This window comes from Ancylobacter sp. WKF20, from assembly GCF_029760895.1.
Taxonomy (GTDB): Bacteria; Pseudomonadota; Alphaproteobacteria; order Rhizobiales; family Xanthobacteraceae; genus Ancylobacter.
Genome location: NZ_CP121679.1, coordinates 454,363 through 472,015, shown reverse-complemented (window position 1 = coordinate 472,015; position 17,653 = coordinate 454,363). Strand labels below are relative to the sequence as shown.

The following is a 17,653-nucleotide window of genomic DNA, read 5'->3' as shown; positions in this document are numbered from 1 at the left end:
TCAGCCCGGCCGTCCGAAGCACTGGTTTTCATTGGCTGTGTACGCCTTCGCCTTATCCTCGCGCTTGCTCGGGCGCTCGCGGCCCAGCGCGCCATCGGCACGGGCCTTCAGGTAGACATAGAGGTCGTCGAGGTAGCACATGACGTTCTTGTTCTCGCCGAAGGCCGGCATCACCTGGTCGGCCGTGCCGACGCCGACATTCTGCTTGCCGTTGACGACGATTTCCATGAACTGCTCATAGGTCATGGTCTTCAGCGAATTGGCCAGCGCCGGGGCGTAGGATGAACCCATGCCGTCGGGGCCGTGGCAGACATGGCACTCGGCGTGATAGCGGCGATAGCCGGAATAGGTATACCAATCCATCGTGCCGTCCGGCTGGATGTTGTAGGTCGGCGTCCCATCCTCGGTGGTGTACTTGCCGAGATCGTCCTTCTCCTTGGCCGGAGCGGGAGCGGTTGCGCCGGCCGCGGGGGCAGCGGGTGCCGCCTCCTGCGCCGTGGCAGGGCTGCCGAGGACAAGGGTGGTGGCAAGAACCAGCGCCGACAGGCTGGCGGACGCCGGCAGCGCGCCGGAAAGAAGCCATCCGCGAACAGAGTTCTTCATCAATATGTCTCCTGAAGGCACCCCCGCCGGGGGCCGAAAGTCATGGGCCAGCGAAGTCTTTGGCGAAGCGACGTGATGGGCGAGGACCTTGGCGAAGCGCTGTCATCGGGCAGAGCAACGCCATGGACCGACCGGCGGACACCATGACGCGTGAGCCTCCCGGAGATTCCGGGGTGTGGCTGCCCGCCTGTCTGACATCGTTCTAAGATTCTCATAAGGACCGAGGGCCTGAGACGGTGGGGCCTGGCGCACCGGTCAAGCCGGCGGCCAGGCCCCCTCGTTTCCCCTCGTGTCGTCTAGGAGTGGCGGGCCCTCATGGAGCCCGCCATCAGCCCGGGTCAGTTCGGCAGGGCGAACACCGTGAGCTGGCCGCCGAGGTTGGTGTAGCTGGAGAGCGCCGCATAGCCGCCCACCGCACCAAGACCGGCATTCGGGTCGGTCAGGCCGGCCGCAAGGCCGATACCCGCCCAGCCACCGACACCCGACAGGATGGCGATGTACTGCTTGCCCTTGTGCTCATAGGTCGTGACGTTGCCGATGATGCCCGACGGGGTCTTGAACTTGTAGAGTTCCTTGCCCGTCTTGGCGTCGACCGCCTTCAGGTAGCCTTCCAGCGTGCCGTAGAACACCACGTCGCCCGCGGTGGCGAGAGCGCCGGACCACACCGAGAAGGGCTCGGGGAGCGACCAGACGATCTTACCCTTCACGTTGTCCCAGGCGATGAAGTTGCCCATGCCGCCATGGCTGTTCGGCGCGGGGTACATCGACAGGGTCGCACCGACATAGGGCTGGCCCGCGGTGTAGCTCACGCGGAACGGCTCGTAGTCCATGCAGACGTGGTTGGTGGGCACGTAGAACAGGTTGGTCTTGGGCGAGAAGGCCGCCGGCTGCTGGTCCTTGGTACCGAGAGCCGCCGGGCAGATGCCCTTGGTGTTCACGTCCTCGCCCTGCTGGGCGGTCGAGTACTTGGACACGACCAGCGGACGACCATAGGTCTTGCTGTTCTTGTCCATGTCGACCTTGGTCGCCCAGTTGACCACCGGGTCGAACTTCTCGGCCACCAGCAGTTCGCCGGTCACGCGGTCCAGCGTGTAGCCGAAGCCGTTACGGTCGAAGTGGGTGAGCAGCTTGCGGGGCTGGCCGTTGAAGTCCTGATCCGTGAGGATCATTTCGTTCACGCCGTCGAAGTCCCACTCGTCGTGGGGGGTCATCTGGTAGACCCACTTGGCAATGCCGGTGTCGGCGTCACGCGCCCAAATGGTCATGGACCACTTGTTGTCGCCGGGACGCTGGGCCGGGTTCCAGGTCGAGGGGTTACCGGAGCCGTAATAGACGAGGTTGGTGGCCGGGTCGTAGGAATACCAGCCCCAGGTGCAGCCGCCGCCGATCTTCCACTGATCGCCTTCCCAGGTCTTCAGGGAGGAATCCTTGCCGATCGGCTTGCCGAGATCAGTGGTCTTCTCCGGGTCGACCAGCAGATCGCTGTCCGGGCCCATGGAGTAGCCGCGCCAAATCTGCTTGCCGGTCTTGGTGTCATAGGCGGTGACGTGGCAGCGCACGCCGAATTCGCCGCCGGAGATGCCGACGATGACCTTGTCCTTCACCGGCAGAACGGTGGCGGTGTTGGTCTCGCCCTTCTTCGGGTCGCCGTTGACGACCGACCACTTCTTGGCACCGGTCTTGGCGTCGAGCGCTACGAGGGTGGTGTCGGCCTGGTGCAGGAAGATGGTGCCGTCCGAATAGGCGAGACCGCGGTTCACGGTATCGCAGCACATCACCGGGATGACGTTCGGATCCTGCTTGGGCTCATACTTCCAGATGATCTTGCCGTCGTTGCTAAGATCGAGGGCATAGACGATGTTCGGGAAGGGCGTGTGCACATACATCACATCGCCGATGATGAGCGGGCCGCCTTCATGACCGCGCAGAACGCCGGTCGAGAAGGTCCAAGCCACCTGCAGTTTGCCGACATTGCCGGCATTGATCTGGTCGAGCTTGGAATAGCGGGTGTTGGCGTAGTCGCCCGTCTGGATGCCCCATTGTTTGGGGTCCTTGATAATATTCATGAGCCCGTCATTGGCCGAAGCCGGCCAAGCATAGGCCGCTGCAGCACCAAGCAGTGCTACCGCAAGAACCTTGCGCATGCTTTCTCCTCCTGAACGATCCTCCGGGACCAGCCCACAAGGGCGGCCCGTCGCGGCTTGTTTGCCGTTCTGACGTTTTTGTCCTCGGCAGCGTGTCACGACCGGCTGGGGAGAAGGCAGCCGGACTTCACGGGGGCCCCCGCCCCAAGCTGGCCTACGAACCGGACCGGGAACTTCTTCCCGGTAGCCGTTGAAGCCGAAGACATTAAAGAGGCTAATCCGAATTCCAGTAACGCGCAATAAGAACTCTTATGATGCGTCGATCTTATTATGATTTTGCTGCAAGAGCGAGATGATATAAAATATACCACGCTGCAACGCCGAGATATGGGCGGATTCACGCGAGTATTGGGAAAAGTTCCTTTGTGCAGCGCAGCATGTCATTGCCATTCCAGCTCGTGAAAGGCAGCGATGGCGTTGCGCGGGTTGAATTCGTCGAACAGTGCCCAGCTACCGCGCTCGCTTTGAGCCGCCCGCTCCGGCGCCGCGCTCATCGCCCCGCCAGAATCGATCAGCGCCTGCACGTCCGACCGCAAGCGGCCGAGATAGCGCCGCTCGTCATCGTCACCCGCCGGCCAGGGCGCGGAGGCCGGGCCGTGACCGGGAATCACCCGTGGCGATGACTCGCTGCCCAGCCGGTCGAGCAGGGACAGCCAGCCCGTAAGGCTGCCGTCGAGCGTGGGAATGTGACCGATGAAGAGGAGGTCGCCCATCACCCATGTCCCGGTCGCCGTGTCGCGCGCGGTGAGATCGTTATCGGTGTGGGCCGTGGGATGCGCGCGCAGCTCAAGCGCCCGGCCACCGAGATCGAGCGTCAGCCGGTCATTCACCAGCACCTCGGGCAGCACGATCCGAGTGCCTTCCGCCAGCGGGCCGAGCAGGCGCTGGGCCTGACCGAGATAGGTCTCGCTGCGCACGCTGAGGGCGCGCGGCATCTTGTGATGGGCGACGAACTGCACCCCCGGCGCCGCGAAGGCTGCGTTTCCGAGCGTGTGATCGGGGTGCATGTGGGTGTTGATGACGTAGCGCAGCGGCCGATCCGTCGTAGCCCGCACGGCGGCGAGCATCCGGGCGCCGGCAAGCGCGCTGTTGCCGGTGTCGATCACCGCCGCCGCCTCGCTGCCGACGATCAGCGTCATATTGGCGATGGCGCCCTGATTGGCGGGCGTCACCAGCTCATAAGGCGCGCGATAGACAAAGATACCGGGAGCGACCGGCTCAAGCGGCAGCGGGTCGCCTCCACTCGCCGCCGGCCCGCCCGGCGCCTGCGCAAACGCTGTCGCGCCGCCCGCCCAAGCCGCGCCCAGAGCGAGCGACAGGCGGGCGAGCAGCGTGCGGCGATCGGTGATCAGGTCCGACGACGTGAACCAAGCCGGCATGGCGGCGCCTCCGCGCCGCCGGGCAAAGCGGCCCGGCGCTATTTCTTGGTGCCGTCTTCGTTGAAGCCCGAGAGATAGGCCAGCAGGTCGGCCCGGTCCGTCTCCTTGGGCAGGCCGGCGAACACCATCTTGATGCCCGGCATGTAGCCCTTGGGGTTTTCGAGATAGGCGCTCAGCACCTCGGGGGTCCACACATCGCCCTTGGCGTTGTGCTCCTTGAGCGTGTCGGAATAGTTGAAGCCTGCCACCGCGCCCATCTTGCGGCCGACGATGCCATTGAGTTCGGGGCCAACCTTGTTCTTCGCGCCTTCGCCGACGGCATGGCAGGCCATGCACTTCTTGAAGACGTTGGCGCCCTTGGCCGGATCGCCGGCCGGGCTCTGCGCCAGGGCGGCCGAGGAGCCCAGCGCGAGCAGGGCAGCGGTGATGACGAAGCGATTCATGGCGTCCTTCCAGGCAACATCGTTGAGGCACCGTCAGATGCGGTGCTTGGGAGCAAGCGCATCATAGCGCCGGGGTTAGAATGATCCTAGACGACGAAAGGTCCAGTCCCGCCGACCTTAAAAACGCGGTGCATTTCGTCGCGCCCCTAGCGTAAGCCCCGCGGGACCATCTCGGCCGCGACGTCAGGTGGCAAGGGCGAGATCGGGCGCGACGTGGGCGCTATCGACGCTGTCCCACAGTCCGGCGACATGAATCATCTGCAGGCTGCACCAGCGCTCGAACTCGGCGGCGAAGTCTGGCGCCACCGCCGCCACACGGTCGGCCCCGGCCAGGACGAACCAGCCATTGGCGGCGGCCTCGCCGATGAGATTGCCGACATGGGCCGCCGACACCTGAAAGCGTTGCGCGAGCGCCCGCCGGGTGAGCGAGGGCGGCGCGCCCACGGCCGGCAGGGTGCGGGCATAATGATCCGCCATGATCGCGGTCAGCAGCGGGTAGCCGCAATCGCGCTGGGCAAAGTGCAGCACTGTCGGGAAGCCGTGCAGCAGCGTGCCATTGGCGAGCACGTCCGCCGCCGAGAAATGCACCATGCGACCGAGCATCTCCGGTGCAGCGAGCTGGGGCGCGCGAAGTTCGGCCGGGGACTCGATCTCGTCGAGCGCGCGCAGGAAGAGCCGCGGCGAACGGCCGATCTCGCCGATGACCGCCGGCCCCGGACGCAGCAGCTTGTTGCGCCGGTCGGCGGGGTCATCCTCCGTCGCGATGAAGCGGCCGACCTTCAGGGATGCGACGAAGCCCGCTGTCTGTCGCGGACTGGACGGCACGAGCTTCTGCAGGGCCGAGAGCGTGGGCGGCGGCCCGCCATGATCGCGCCACTCATAGTAATTGTAGATGAGCATGTAGCAGATCAGGTAGCGGCTGAGCTGATCGAACATCTTGTAGAGCGGCCAGCCCTCCGGCGGCACGTCGGACATGGCAAGGCAGTAACGCGCGAGAGCCGGCCGGAAAGCGGCAGAGGCGCGCAGGCGGGCGCTCGCCTCCTCGAGTCCGCGCGCATCAAGATCAGCGGCGCGCGCGACCCGCGCCTCACGTACGGGCTTTTCTCCCGGTCGTCCCATGCCTGAAGTACCTGCAAAGTTTACGCTCGGCGGGCGGCGCATCGGTAGAAATACTCGGCGCCTGCGCAGAAGGAAAGCCGTCACCAGCGGGGACGGCAAATGCTTGCGCCTGCCGCCTGGACACGACAATTCACCGCGCGCCTTCTGCATTACTTTGATACCATTGAGGCGTGGCCCGCCCCACGCCGATAAACAAAGCGGAGGAACTCATGTGCGACAAGACCTGTAGCGACCACTGGCCCCAGATGTCGCGACGCCATCTTCTTGGCGCCGGCGCCGCCTCCATGGCGTTCCTCGGCGGCCTCGCTTTGCCCGCCGCCGCGCAGACCGACCTGCCCCCGCCGCCCAACGCGATCAGCCCCGATGCGGCGCTGACCCGGCTGATGGAGGGCAATGCCCGCTACATCGCCAACACGCCTCAGGTGAAGGACTTCTCCGCCGGCCGCGCCGCGCGGGCGCAGGCGCAATACCCCTTTGTCGGGCTGGTGAGTTGCGCCGATTCCCGCGTCGCCCCGGAACTCGCTTTCGATCAGGGGCCCGGCGAAGTGTTCGTCGTGCGGGTGGCCGGGAACTTCGTCAATGATGACGGCCTCGCCAGCCTCGAATATGGCGTGAAGGTGCTGGGCATCCCGCTGCTCATGGTGCTCGGCCACAGCAATTGCGGCGCGGTCGACGCCGCCATCAAGGTGGTGAAGGACCGCGTCGAACTGCCCGGCCATCTGCCCCTGCTCATCAACGCCATCAAGCCGGCGGTCGAGGCCTCCGCCGGGGAGCCCGGCAACGCGCTCGACAACGCCATCGCCGCCAATGTCCGGCTCAATGTGAAGCGGCTCATCGAGGCCAAGCCCATCCTCGCGGAGGCCGTCGCGGCCGGCAAGGTGAAGGTGGTCGGCGCCGTCTACGACATCGGCACGGGCAAGGTCTCGATGGTCTGACGTTTCCGCGCAGGGATGAGCGGGCGGCCTTGGCTGCCCGTTTTCTCGCCCATAAACTTAGGTCTTTACCTAAGTAAAGCGGCGAGCTAGCCTCCTTCACGACACAACCGCGGATATGTCCATGACCGCCACGAGCTTTGCCCCCTCCCCCGCCGTCATCGACGGCATCTTCCGCGCTCTTGCGGACCCGACGCGGCGCGATGTGGTGGAACGGCTCACGGCGAAGCAGGCATCGATGAGCGAACTCGCCGCGCCTTACCGCATGGCCCTGCCCTCCTTCCTTGAGCACATGAAGGTGCTGGAAGGCGCCGGGCTTGTGCGTTCCAGCAAGGTGGGGCGCGCGCGCATCTACCAGTTGGAAACGGCGCGGCTGAAGCTCGCGGAAGACTGGCTTAGCCAGCAACGCACGCTGTGGGAGCGCCGGCTCGACCGGCTCGACAGCTATCTCATGCAGATGAAAGAGGAGACGCCCGAATGACCGCCTTCATCGGCCCCTTCAACCCCGCGCTCGACCTGAAGCTGGAGCGCGAGATCGACGTGCCTGTTCATCTCGTCTGGAAGGCCTGGACGACGCCGGCTCATCTGAAGAAATGGTTCGTGCCCAAGCCCTGGAGCGTGACCGAATGCGAGATCGACCTCCGTCCGGGCGGCATTTTCCGCACGGTGATGCGTTCACCCGAGGGCGAGGAGTTCGACAGCCCCGGCTGCTATCTCGACGTGGTGCCGCATGAACGCCTCGTCTTCACCGACGCGCTGCTGCCCGGCTTCCGCCCCGCCGCCAAGCCCTTCTTCACCGGCGCCCTGCTGCTCGCCCCGCTGGTTAACGGCACGCGCTACACCGCACTCGCCATTCATAATGACGAAGCCACCCGCGCCAGCCACGAGCAGATGGGCTTCCACGACGGCTGGGGCACGGTGGCGACCCAGCTCGCCGAGTACATCAAGTCCGGGGCGATTCATTAACCGCCGAATGGGGCGCCCTCGGGCGCCCCTCGCTTGCCCGTCAGGCCACCGCCGGAAGCTGCTCCAGGTGTTTCTCCAGCGTGATCGGGTAATCACGCACGCGCACGCCGGTGGCGTTGTAGATGGCGTTCGCCACCGCTGCGCCGACGCCGCACAGGCCGAGCTCGCCGACGCCCTTGGCTTTCATCGGGTTGCTCTTGTCGTCCGCCTCGTCGAGGAAGACGACCTCCTGATGCGGGATGTCGGCGTGAACCGGCACCTCGTAGCCGGCGAGGTCGTGATTGACGAAGAAGCCGTAGCGCGTGTCGACCGCCAGCTCTTCCATCAGCGCCCCGCCGACGCCCATGGTCATGGCGCCGATGACCTGGCTGCGGGCGGATTTCGGGTTGAGGATGCGGCCTGCCGCGCACATGGCGAGCATCCGCCGCACACGGGTAACGCCCGTATAACGGTCGACACCCACCTCGACGAAATGCGCGCCGAAGGTGGAGAGCTGGTAGGTCTCGTCGAGGTCGCCATATTCAATGCCGTCCTCCCCCACCAGTTCACCGGCGGCGGCGGCTTTCGTAAGCGAAACCGTCCGGTTGCCGGCCGACACCTGCCCGCCCTCGAACGCCGCCTCGGCGGAATTGAAGCCGAGGCGCTGGGCTACCGCCTCGCGCAGCTTCACGCAGGCGGCATAGACGCCCGAGGTGGAATTGGCGGCGCCGAACTGCCCGCCCGAGCCGGCCGAGACCGGGAAGCGGGAATCGCCCAGCCGCACCGTCACCGCATCGAGATCGACACCCATCATCTCTGCCGCTGTCTGGGCGATGATGGTGTAGCTGCCGGTGCCGATGTCGGTCATGTCGGTCTCGACGGTGACCTGTCCATCGCGCCCGAGGATCACGCGGGCGCCGGACTTCAGGCTGATATGGTTGCGGAAGGCGGCGGCGACGCCCATGCCGACCAGCCAGCGCCCATCGCGCACCTGACCCGGCATCGCGTTGCGCTGCGACCAGCCGAAGCGTTCGGCGCCCTCGGTGAGGCAGCGCACGAGCTGGCGCTGGGAAAAGCGCCGCTCCGGCTTTTCGGGATCGACCTGCGTGTCGTTCTTCACCCGGAAGGCGATCGGGTCCATGCCGAGCTTTTCCGCCATCTCGTCCATGGCGATCTCCAGCGCCATCATGCCGGGTGCCTCGCCCGGCGCGCGCATCGAGTTGCCCTCGGGCAGGTCGAGCACGGCAAGGCGCAACGCGGTCAGCCGGTTGGCGCCGGCATAGAGCAGGCGCGTCTGGCTCACCGCCGCCTCGGGCCCGCCATCCTTCTGGTCGCCGGAGCCGCTCTCATGAGCGATGGCGGTGATGGTGCCATCGCGCTCGCAGCCAATGCGGATGCGCTGGCGGGTGGCCGGGCGATGCGTCGTGTTGTTGGCGATGAGCGGGCGCGGCAATGTCACTTTCACCGGCCGTCCGGCCGCCTTGGCGGCCAAGGCGGCGAGCACCGCATCGACGCGCAGGAACAGCTTGCCGCCGAACCCGCCGCCAATATAGGGCGAGATCACCCGCACCTTGTCCTTGTCGACGCCCAGCGTCTTGGCGAGATCGGAGCGCCACCAGTCGACCATCTGCGTCGAGGTCCACAGCGTGAGCTGGTCCCCCTCCCATGCCGCGATGGAAGCGAAGGGCTCCATCATGGCGTGGCTCTGATCCGGCGTGGTGTACTGCGCGTCGAGCGTCACCGGCGCGGCCGCGAAGGCGCGGTCGAAATCACCCACACCGTTCACCTCATCGGCCGGCGCGGCGTTGGGATCCTTGGCGGGCTTGGCCGTCTCGAGCGCCTTGGCGAGATCGAAACGCCCCTCCTCCGGCGCATAGTCCACCTTCACCAGCGCGGCCGCCGCTTGCGCCTGCTCAAAGGTCTCCGCGACCACCACCGCGATTGCCTGATGGTAGTGATCGACCCGGTCACCGCCGAACAGCTTCGCCGTGTTGTAATCGCCCTTCTCCAGCGCGCCGACATCCAGCGCCGTGACCACGGCGAGCACGCCGGGCGCGGCCTTGGCGGCGGCACCATCCATCGCGCGGATGCGGCCCTTGGCGATGGCGGCGCCGACCACCGCCCCATAGGCGGGATTGGCGATCTCCGTGTGCTCATAGGCATAAGTCGCCTGGCCAGTCGTCTTCAGCGGGCCATCGACCCGGTCGCGCGGCTGGCCGACGATGCGCATGCGGTCGATCGGGTTGGACCCTGCGGGTTTGTCGAATTTCATGGGCTTACCCTCTCGCCTGATCGATCACCGCGGCGAGCGCGCGCTCGGCCAGCGGAATCTTGAAACGGTTCTCATCGGTCGGGCGCGCATCAGCGAAGACCTGCGCGGTCACCGCACGCGCGCCCTGCGGCAGCGCCGCCTCGGCCGCCTCGACCCGCCACGGCTTGTGCGCGACGCCGCCAAAGGCCACCGCGCCCGTCCCATCCGGCTGGATCACCGCCGCGACCGACACGAGCGCGAAGGCGTAGGACGCCCGGTCCCGCACCTTGTGGTAGATATGCGTCCCGCCGACGGGCCGGGGCAGCGTCACGGCGGTGATGATCTCACCACGCTCCAGAACATTGTCACGCTGAGGCTCATCGCCCGGCAGGCGGTGGAAGTCCCCGAACGGGATGGACCGCGCCGACCCATCCGCCCGCACCGTCTCCACCTGCGCATCAAGCACGCGCAAGGCAATCGCCATATCGCCGGGATAGGTGGCGATGCAGTGCTCGGACGAACCAACCACCGCGAGCTGGCGCGAATAGCCGCCAATCGCCGCGCAGCCCGAGCCCGGGCGGCGTTTATTGCAGGGCATGTTGGTGTCGTAGAAATAGGGACAGCGCGTGCGCTGGAGCAGGTTGCCGGCAGTGGTCGCCTTGTTGCGCAACTGGCCGCTGGCCCCGGCGACGATAGCCCGCGCCAGCACGCCATAGTCGCGCCGCACCCGATCATCGCTGGCAAGTTCGGTGTTGCTCACCAGCGCGCCGATGCGCAGGCCGCCCTCGTCCGTCGGCTCGATGCGGTCGAGGCCGATATCCTGAATGTCGACGAGGTGGCCGGGCGTCTCGATCTCCAGCTTCATCAGATCGAGCAGGTTGGTGCCGCCCGCGATGATGCGCGCCTCCGGCCGCTCCGCCAGCGTGCGCGCGGCGCTCGCCGCGTCGGTGGCGCGTTCATAGGAGAAGGGCTTCATGCTTTCACTCCCGCCACGTCGGCCATGGCCTCGGCAATGTTGGAATAGGCCCCGCAGCGGCACAGATTGCCGCTCATGCGCTCGCGCATATCTTCGGTCGTGACTTCGGGCCGGGCGGTGATGTCGTCCTGCACATGGCTGGGAATGCCGCGCTCGATTTCATCGAGCACCGCCACCGCCGAGCAGATCTGGCCGGGCGTGCAATAGCCGCACTGATAGCCGTCATGGCGCACGAACGCGGCCTGCATCGGGTGCAGATCGTCCGGCGTGCCGAGCCCCTCAATGGTGGTGACCGCATCGCCCTCATGCATCACCGCAAGGCTGAGGCAGGAATTGATGCGCTGGCCGTTGACGATCACCGTGCAGGCGCCGCACTGGCCGTGATCGCAGCCCTTCTTGGTGCCGGTGAGGTGGAGATGCTCGCGCAGCGCGTCGAGCAGCGTCGTGCGGGGGTCGAGCGTCAGCTCATGCGAGGTGCCGTTGACCTCAAACCGCACCGGCATCGTCGCGCCCCGCGCGGAGGGTGGCCGCGCGCCGGGATCATTGGCGGGACGGGTGCCGGGCGCTTCGGCCGTCGCCGGCGCCGAGGCCAGAGGGGCCAAGGTGGCCCCCACGATCACGCTGCGTCGTGTGACGACGACTCCACTTGTTTCCGGCATTAACCGCAATCTCCCTGTTCCCGGCAAAGCTGCCGGCAGAGGTCACGGTTGACGAACAGCGAGACCCAGCCGGCCCGCCACTAACGCGTTGCAGCGAAAAGAGGTCGCCCGACCTCGCTGATTAGTGATGGCCCGACGTCGCATCCCATGGCGGTTACCGTCCGGGTCCGGGCCCGTTGCATCCGGTCCGGCAAGCTGATCAAACTTGACGTAAGGGACGATGCTACCATCGGGCCGGGGGACCGAGATGCGCAAGGCTTATTGTTCGGTGCGCCGCCGGCCGTTACATCAGCAGCTGTCGGTGCCCCTGATGGCAGTTTCGGCTCTCTGGGGCGGCGGTTTCGTCAGCACGGCGGCGGCCTACGAAATCCCGCTCTCCTATGACCCGGCCCCCAGCAATAACAGCTATCGGCTGACCATCACGGTGGGCGTCGGCGGTGCTCTCCCGCAGACTTACCTGTTCGACACGGGCTCGTCGGCCTTCAACGCGGATTTCAACTTCACTGCCGGCTCGGCGCCGGCAAGCTTCACGCCCGTTACCAGTTCCCCATCGCCCTTTTACTTCACCTATGGCGATGCGGGAGCAACGCATGGCTTTTATGAAACCGCCATCGGCGTCAACGAGATCTCCTTCTATCGCGACGTGAATTCCCCGGCCGTCACCACCATCACCACGCCAGGTTCCGGCTTTCTCATGGGGGACATCGAGTACCCCGTCATCATCACCTATGACAGCGACAATAACCCCATCTACACGCCGACGTCGGAGACAGCCGGCGATGCGAAGGGGCTGGCGGGAACGTTCGGCGCGGCCAATGCGACGACGGATCGCTATGGGAACGTCCTGTTTGGCGGCATTCTCGGACAGGCGACGACATCCGGCTATGTGATCGCGGCGAACTGCCACTCCGAGGGCGCCGGTTGCAATCCCCACGTCATTCTCGATCTGACGCCCGCCATCAGGGCGCAGTTCGACTCCGTCTTCCAGTGGTCGACGACGGGCTCGCCGTTTCCGGTATCCGGCGCCAATAGTGCCGGCCTCTATTCCATCACATTGAACTACACGGTCATCGGCTCAGGAAACACCGGCACCTATCCCTATTCTGCGGCGACGCTGCTGGATTCGGGAACCAATACCTACAATCTCTATCTGAACTCATCGGTCAGCAGCGCAGCGCTGAACGCGCTGGCGACGCTGGTCGTCAGTGATCCTCAGACCGACGCGGTGCTGAAGACGGTGGAAAGCCAGTCGTCGGGCCCGGACATCGTCAATGTGTCGATCGGCGGCACGACGGACAGGACGATCCTGGGCATCGGGTTCTTCATGGGGAACTCGGTGGTCTATGATCTCGCGAACAACCTGACCGGTATCACCTCCTTCTTCGTAACCGACACGTCGGTCGAAACGACGCGCGTCTCGCCCGTCACCATCGGGGCGACGACGGGCAATAATGGCCAGCTCGGCATGGCCGGGGTGATCTCCGGCGCCGGCGACGTCGTGGTGACGGCCGGCGGGCAGGCGAAGCTGAGCGCGGCGAACACCTATAGCGGCTCCACGCGGATCGACGCGGATGGTTGGCTCGCCCTCGTCGGGCCGGGCAGCATCGCCCAGTCTTCCGGCGTGGAGGCCAATGGCGTCTTCGACATTTCCGGCACCGGCATCGTGCCGGGCATCGTCGGCCTCACCACGACCGGCGCCTCCATCACCAGCCTGTCGGGCACCGGAACGGTCCGGCTGGGCGGGCAGACCCTGATGCTGACCGACGCCTCCGGCACGTTCTCCGGCAGCATCGCGGATGGCGGCTACGCTGGCGGCACCGGCGGCGGGCTCATCATCGCCGGCGGCACCGAGACGCTGGCAGGCGCCAGCACCTATACCGGGGGCACGGCCGTCGCGGCCGGCGCCACCCTCGTCCTGAGCGGATCCATTCAAGGCGATGTCGTGAATGACGGCATCGTGCAGAACACCGGGTCGATCGCTGGGTCGGTGCTCAATACCGGCTGGCTTGCGAACAATGGATCAATCGGCAGCTCCGTGCTCAATGATGGCCTGCTCACCGGCAACGGCACGATCGGCGGCGGGCTGGTGGTTTCCAGCGGCGGCGTGGTCGCCCCCGGCAATTCCATCGGCACGCTCACGGTCGCCGGGAATGTCGTGTTCCAGCCAGGTTCGACCTATCGGGTCGAGCTCGGCCCGAATGGCACGAGCGACCGGATCGAGGCCGCCGGCACCATTAATGTGCAGGGCGGGACGCTCGCGCTCAAGGCGCCCGAAGGCACCGTCCTCGGCCTCGCCACTTTTACCTTCTTCACCGCGACGGGCGGCGTGACCGGGCAGTTCGCGACCATCAGCGACGACTTCGCCACCCAATACCCCTTCCTCAGCTTCACGACCCGCTATGGCGCAGACGGGCTGACGGTCCAGAGCCTGCGCAGCGGGGTGCCCTTCACCGCCGCCGCACAGAATGCCAGCCAGGCCGCCGTCGCCGGGGCGCTCGACACCCTGCCGCTCGACAGCCCCTTCATGGACGCGGTTGTCTCGCTCAATGACTCAAGCGCCCCCGCCGCGTTTACGGCCCTCTCCGGCGGGATCTATCCCTCCGTCGAGACCGTGCTTCAGGCACAATCGATCTATCTACGCGATGCGGTCACCGGCCGGCTGCGTCAGGCCGCCGGCGCCGCTACCGGCGAGGTCAGCAGCCCGAAGACCGCCGCGCTTCTTCCCGGCCTCCTGCCGACCATCTGGACGCAGGCCTATGGCGGCTGGGGCGACGGCGAGGGCAGCAACGGCGTCTCCGACGTCTCCCGCTCCATCGCCGGCTTCACCGCCGGCATCGACAGCCCGATCGGCGAGAGCGCCCGCATCGGCATCGCCGGCGGCTATTCGCAGTCGCAGTTCGACTCGGCGACGCTCGGTTCCTCCGGCGACAGCGCCAATTACGACATCGCTCTCTATGGCAGCGCCCAGTTTGGCGCCCTCGGCCTGCGGCTCGGCGCCAGCTACACTTGGCACGACGTGTCGGTGAACCGCACGGTGGCAATCCCGGGCTACGCCGACGCGCTGACCTCTTCCTATGACGCCGACACCACCCAGCTCTTCGCCGATGTCGGCTACGGCATCGCCACACCCTATGCCGATTTCGAGCCCTTCGCCGCCATCGCCTATGTCAACCTCCACACCGACGCCATGAGCGAGAGCGGCGGTGCGGCGGCCCTGCAGAGCGGGGCTGATACGCAGGAGAATACCTTCACGACGCTTGGCCTGCGTGCCGCCAAGACCTTCGCCATCAAGGGCGGCATCCTGACGGCCTCGGCGAGCCTCGGCTGGCAATATGCCTTCGGCGACACCACGCCGGTCTCCACTCTGTCTTTCGAGAGCGGCGGCGCAGCGTTCCAGCAGAGCGGCACCCCGATCGCCCGCAACGCCGCCATCGTCAGGCTCGGGGTCGATATCGCCACCAACCCAAACGTCACCTTCGGCTTCCACTACGCGGGCCAACTCGCCGACGCGTCGCAGGACAACGCCATCAGCGGCAGGCTCGCGATACGGTTTTGAGGGGGGATGCGTGTTGGCAGGCTTGGGCAGACACTGGCTGGCCCCGAGCTTGATCGCCTCGACCGCCGTGCCGATGCTACCCGACGCCGGGCGAAAAGTCCGGCGTCGAGTTCGGGGAAGCGGCCCATCAGCTTGTACTTCTGGCGACGGAGGGTGGTGGCGATCCTTCAGCCACCGTTTCCGCCATAAGCCCCGGCGTCGTGCGCGGTCTTGCCCCGGAACACCCAATAGGCGTGGGCTTGGTAGGCCAGCACGATCGGCAGCACCACGGCGAGGCCGATGCTGATGAAGGCGAGGGATTGCGGGTCGGCAATGCCATCCCACACGGTCACAGCGCGTGGCACCACGTAGGGCCACAGGCTCACCACCAGGCCGATGAGGCCGAGTGCGAAGAGAAGCAGGGACAGAACGAAGGTCCGGATCTCCGCACCGATCCAGATGCCGCGCCAGATGGCGAGGATAACCGCGATCGTCACCAGCGGCACCGGGGCGAGAAAAGCGAGGTTCGGCCAGGCGAACCAGCGCGCGGCCACCTCCGGCACGCTCCAGGCGCTCCAGGCACTGACGACCAGCATCATCGCCGCGACAAGGATCAGCGCCGCGTGGGCGATCTCGCGGGCAAAGACCTGCGTGGGCCCCTGCGTCTTCAGGATGAGCCAGCCGGCGCCGATCAGCGCGTAACCGCCGATGAGGCCGACGCCGCACATCAGTCCCAATAGCGAGAGGAAGCTGAAGGGACCGCCCGCGAACATGCCGTTCTGAACCGGCACGCCGTCGATCAGGCCGCCCAGGATCAGCCCCTGGCAAAGTGCGGCGAGGGCCGAGCCCGCGAAGAAGGCGCTGTCCCAGACGATCCTGAAACGCGTCGCCTGCAGGCGGAAGCCGAAGGCAACGCCGCGCAGGATCAGCGCAAACAGCATGGTCACGATCGGCAGATAGAAGGCCGGCAGCAGGATGTAGTAGCCGGCCGGAAACGCCGCGAGCAGCAGCGTGCCGCCCGCCACCAGCCAGGTCTCGTTGCCGTCCCACACCGGTTCGATGCTGGCCATCATCACGTCGCGGTCGGCATCGCGCGGTGCGGCGAGGAAGAGGATGCCGACACCGAGATCGAGGCCGTCGGCAAGCACATAGACCACGACGCAGAACACGGCGAGAGCGGCGAAGATCAGGGCGGCGTGGTCGGTCAGAAACAGGGCGGTCATGGCTCAGGCTCCCACGGCTTGCGTGTCGCGCGGCGTGGCCGGCGCGTGAGGGGCAGAGGATGAGGTGGGCAACGCCGCGCGTCGTCCGCCGACATTGGTGCCGTCGAGACCGGGATGCTCGTGGACCGGCACCGGCAGGTCGGCAGGCCCGGCAAGAGCGGCGCGACCGGCAAACCACAGGAAGGCGAGCAGCAGCAGGTTGTAGAGCAGGAAGAAGCCGATGAGGCTCGCGCCCACCGCCCCGGCGGCAACAGGCGCCACCGCGTCCGCCGTGCGCAGTTCGCCATAGATCAGCCAGGGCTGGCGCCCGGCCTCGGTCACGGTCCAGCCGGCGATCACCGCGATGAAGCCGAGCGGCGTGGTGGCCATGACGACAAGCTGGAACCAGCGCGTGTCGAACAGCCGGCGCCGCAGCCGCAGCACGAGGCCGGTGATCGCGGTGGCGAGCAGCACCATGCCGATGCCGGCCATGATGCGGAAGGCGAAGAACACGACCGGCACGTTGGGCTGGTCGGCCGGGGGCACGGCCTTCAGGCCCTGCACCTCGCCATCCCAGCTATGGGTGAGATAGAGGCTGGCGAGGTGGGGGATGTCGATGGCGTAGAGGTTGGTCTGCGCCGCCATGTCCGGCCAGGCGATCACGGTCATCGCCGGCCCCTTTGTGGTCTCCCACAGACCTTCCATGGCGGCGAGCTTGGTCGGCTGGTGCTCCAGCGTGTTGCGGCCATGCAGGTCGCCGAGCACGATCTGGGTCGGCGCGAGGATGAGGGCCATCCACAGCGCCATGGAGAAGGCGGTACGCGACGCGGCGATGTGCTGGCGGCGCCAGAGGTGGAACGCCGAGACGCCGGCCACGACGAAGGAGACGGTGAGGAAGCTCGCGCAGACCATATGCGCCAGCCGGTAGGGGAAGGAGGCGGTGAAGATCACGTCCCACCAGCTCACCACATGGTGGATGCCCTGCGCGTCGGCGACGGTGCCGGCGGGCGTCTGCATCCAGCTATTGGCGGCGATGATCCAGGTGGCGCTGAACAGGGCGCCGACCGACACCATGACGGCGGCGAACACATGCGCGCCCCTGGAGACCCGCCCCTCGCCGAACAGCATGATGCCGATGAAGCCGGCTTCGAGGAAAAAGGCGGTCAGCGTCTCGTAGAGGAACAGCGGCCCGAGCACATTGGACGCCGAGCGCGAGAAGCCGGCCCAGTTGGTGCCGATCTCGTAACTCAGCACGATGCCGGTCACCACGCCCATGCCGAAGCCGAGGGCGAAGATGCGCATCCAGAAGCGCATGAGCTGACGGTACACGGGCTTGCCGGTGCGCCACCACAGCACGCTCAGCCAGGTGACGAACCAGGCGAGGCCGATGGTCATGGTCGGCCACAGGATGTGGAACCCGACGGTGAAGGCGAATTGCAGGCGGGCGAGGGCTACGGCATCCATG

At 66.5% G+C, this 17,653-nt stretch carries 14 protein-coding genes; 4 read left to right on the top strand and 10 right to left on the bottom strand.

Going from position 1 to position 17,653, the window contains the following annotated elements; genetic code table 11:
* From AncyloWKF20_RS02135 to AncyloWKF20_RS02115, 5 genes are all read right to left on the bottom strand, one after another.
* A complete protein-coding gene (locus AncyloWKF20_RS02135) occupies positions 1-603 on the bottom strand; it encodes a c-type cytochrome, methanol metabolism-related (RefSeq protein WP_279316326.1) in 603 nt (200 codons plus the stop codon).
* Between the two features lie 338 nt (positions 604-941).
* Positions 942-2,747 (bottom strand): lanthanide-dependent methanol dehydrogenase XoxF5, encoded by a 1,806-nt coding sequence (gene xoxF5 / locus AncyloWKF20_RS02130; protein WP_279316325.1) that lies wholly within the window; start codon positions 2,745-2,747, stop codon positions 942-944.
* 380 nt (positions 2,748-3,127) lie between these two features.
* On the bottom strand, positions 3,128-4,126 hold the full coding sequence (locus AncyloWKF20_RS02125) for a quinoprotein relay system zinc metallohydrolase 2 (RefSeq protein WP_279316324.1): 999 nt from the start codon (positions 4,124-4,126) through the stop codon (positions 3,128-3,130).
* A 38-nt stretch (positions 4,127-4,164) separates the two neighbouring features.
* Entirely contained in the window at positions 4,165-4,569 is a 405-nt protein-coding gene (locus AncyloWKF20_RS02120; protein ID WP_267583063.1) for a cytochrome c family protein, read from the bottom strand.
* Positions 4,570-4,752: 183 nt separating this feature from the next.
* Positions 4,753-5,688 carry a hypothetical protein gene (locus AncyloWKF20_RS02115; RefSeq protein WP_279316323.1) on the bottom strand — a complete coding sequence of 312 codons (936 nt, stop codon included), beginning with the start codon at positions 5,686-5,688 and terminating at the stop codon, positions 4,753-4,755.
* Between the two features lie 209 nt (positions 5,689-5,897).
* Here AncyloWKF20_RS02115 and AncyloWKF20_RS02110 point away from each other — a divergent pair, with 209 nt between their 5' ends.
* The 3 genes from AncyloWKF20_RS02110 (at position 5,898) to AncyloWKF20_RS02100 (ending at position 7,586) form a co-directional block, all read left to right on the top strand.
* Positions 5,898-6,623 (top strand): carbonic anhydrase, encoded by a 726-nt coding sequence (locus tag AncyloWKF20_RS02110; protein WP_279316322.1) that lies wholly within the window; start codon positions 5,898-5,900, stop codon positions 6,621-6,623.
* A gap of 121 nt (positions 6,624-6,744) precedes the next feature.
* Positions 6,745-7,101 (top strand): metalloregulator ArsR/SmtB family transcription factor, encoded by a 357-nt coding sequence (locus AncyloWKF20_RS02105; protein ID WP_279316321.1) that lies wholly within the window; start codon positions 6,745-6,747, stop codon positions 7,099-7,101.
* Positions 7,098-7,586 (top strand): SRPBCC family protein, encoded by a 489-nt coding sequence (locus AncyloWKF20_RS02100; protein WP_279316320.1) that lies wholly within the window; start codon positions 7,098-7,100, stop codon positions 7,584-7,586. The genes AncyloWKF20_RS02105 and AncyloWKF20_RS02100 overlap by 4 nt, the downstream gene beginning before the upstream one ends.
* Before the next feature lie 40 nt (positions 7,587-7,626).
* Here the strand turns inward: AncyloWKF20_RS02100 and paoC are convergent, their stop codons facing one another.
* From paoC to paoA, 3 genes are read right to left on the bottom strand one after another with little or no spacing between them, the layout of a single operon-like run.
* Positions 7,627-9,837 carry an aldehyde oxidoreductase molybdenum-binding subunit PaoC gene (gene paoC, locus AncyloWKF20_RS02095; protein WP_279316319.1) on the bottom strand — a complete coding sequence of 737 codons (2,211 nt, stop codon included), beginning with the start codon at positions 9,835-9,837 and terminating at the stop codon, positions 7,627-7,629.
* 4 nt (positions 9,838-9,841) lie between these two features.
* On the bottom strand, positions 9,842-10,792 hold the full coding sequence (locus tag AncyloWKF20_RS02090; RefSeq protein WP_279316318.1) for a xanthine dehydrogenase family protein subunit M: 951 nt from the start codon (positions 10,790-10,792) through the stop codon (positions 9,842-9,844).
* Positions 10,789-11,451 carry an aldehyde dehydrogenase iron-sulfur subunit PaoA gene (paoA, locus tag AncyloWKF20_RS02085; protein ID WP_279316317.1) on the bottom strand — a complete coding sequence of 221 codons (663 nt, stop codon included), beginning with the start codon at positions 11,449-11,451 and terminating at the stop codon, positions 10,789-10,791. The genes AncyloWKF20_RS02090 and paoA overlap by 4 nt, the downstream gene beginning before the upstream one ends.
* A gap of 310 nt (positions 11,452-11,761) precedes the next feature.
* On the opposite strand from paoA, the gene AncyloWKF20_RS02080 reads away from it, so the two are divergent.
* Positions 11,762-15,007, top strand: a complete 3,246-nt coding sequence (locus AncyloWKF20_RS02080) for an autotransporter domain-containing protein (RefSeq protein WP_279316316.1) — start codon at positions 11,762-11,764, stop codon at positions 15,005-15,007.
* Positions 15,008-15,174: 167 nt separating this feature from the next.
* Here AncyloWKF20_RS02080 and cydB read toward each other — a convergent pair whose 3' ends face one another.
* Both cydB and AncyloWKF20_RS02070 read right to left on the bottom strand, forming a co-directional pair.
* Entirely contained in the window at positions 15,175-16,209 is a 1,035-nt protein-coding gene (gene cydB, locus AncyloWKF20_RS02075; RefSeq protein WP_279316315.1) for a cytochrome d ubiquinol oxidase subunit II, read from the bottom strand.
* A gap of 3 nt (positions 16,210-16,212) precedes the next feature.
* Entirely contained in the window at positions 16,213-17,652 is a 1,440-nt protein-coding gene (locus AncyloWKF20_RS02070) for a cytochrome ubiquinol oxidase subunit I (RefSeq protein ID WP_279316314.1), read from the bottom strand.
* Between the last annotated feature and the right edge of the window lies 1 nt (position 17,653).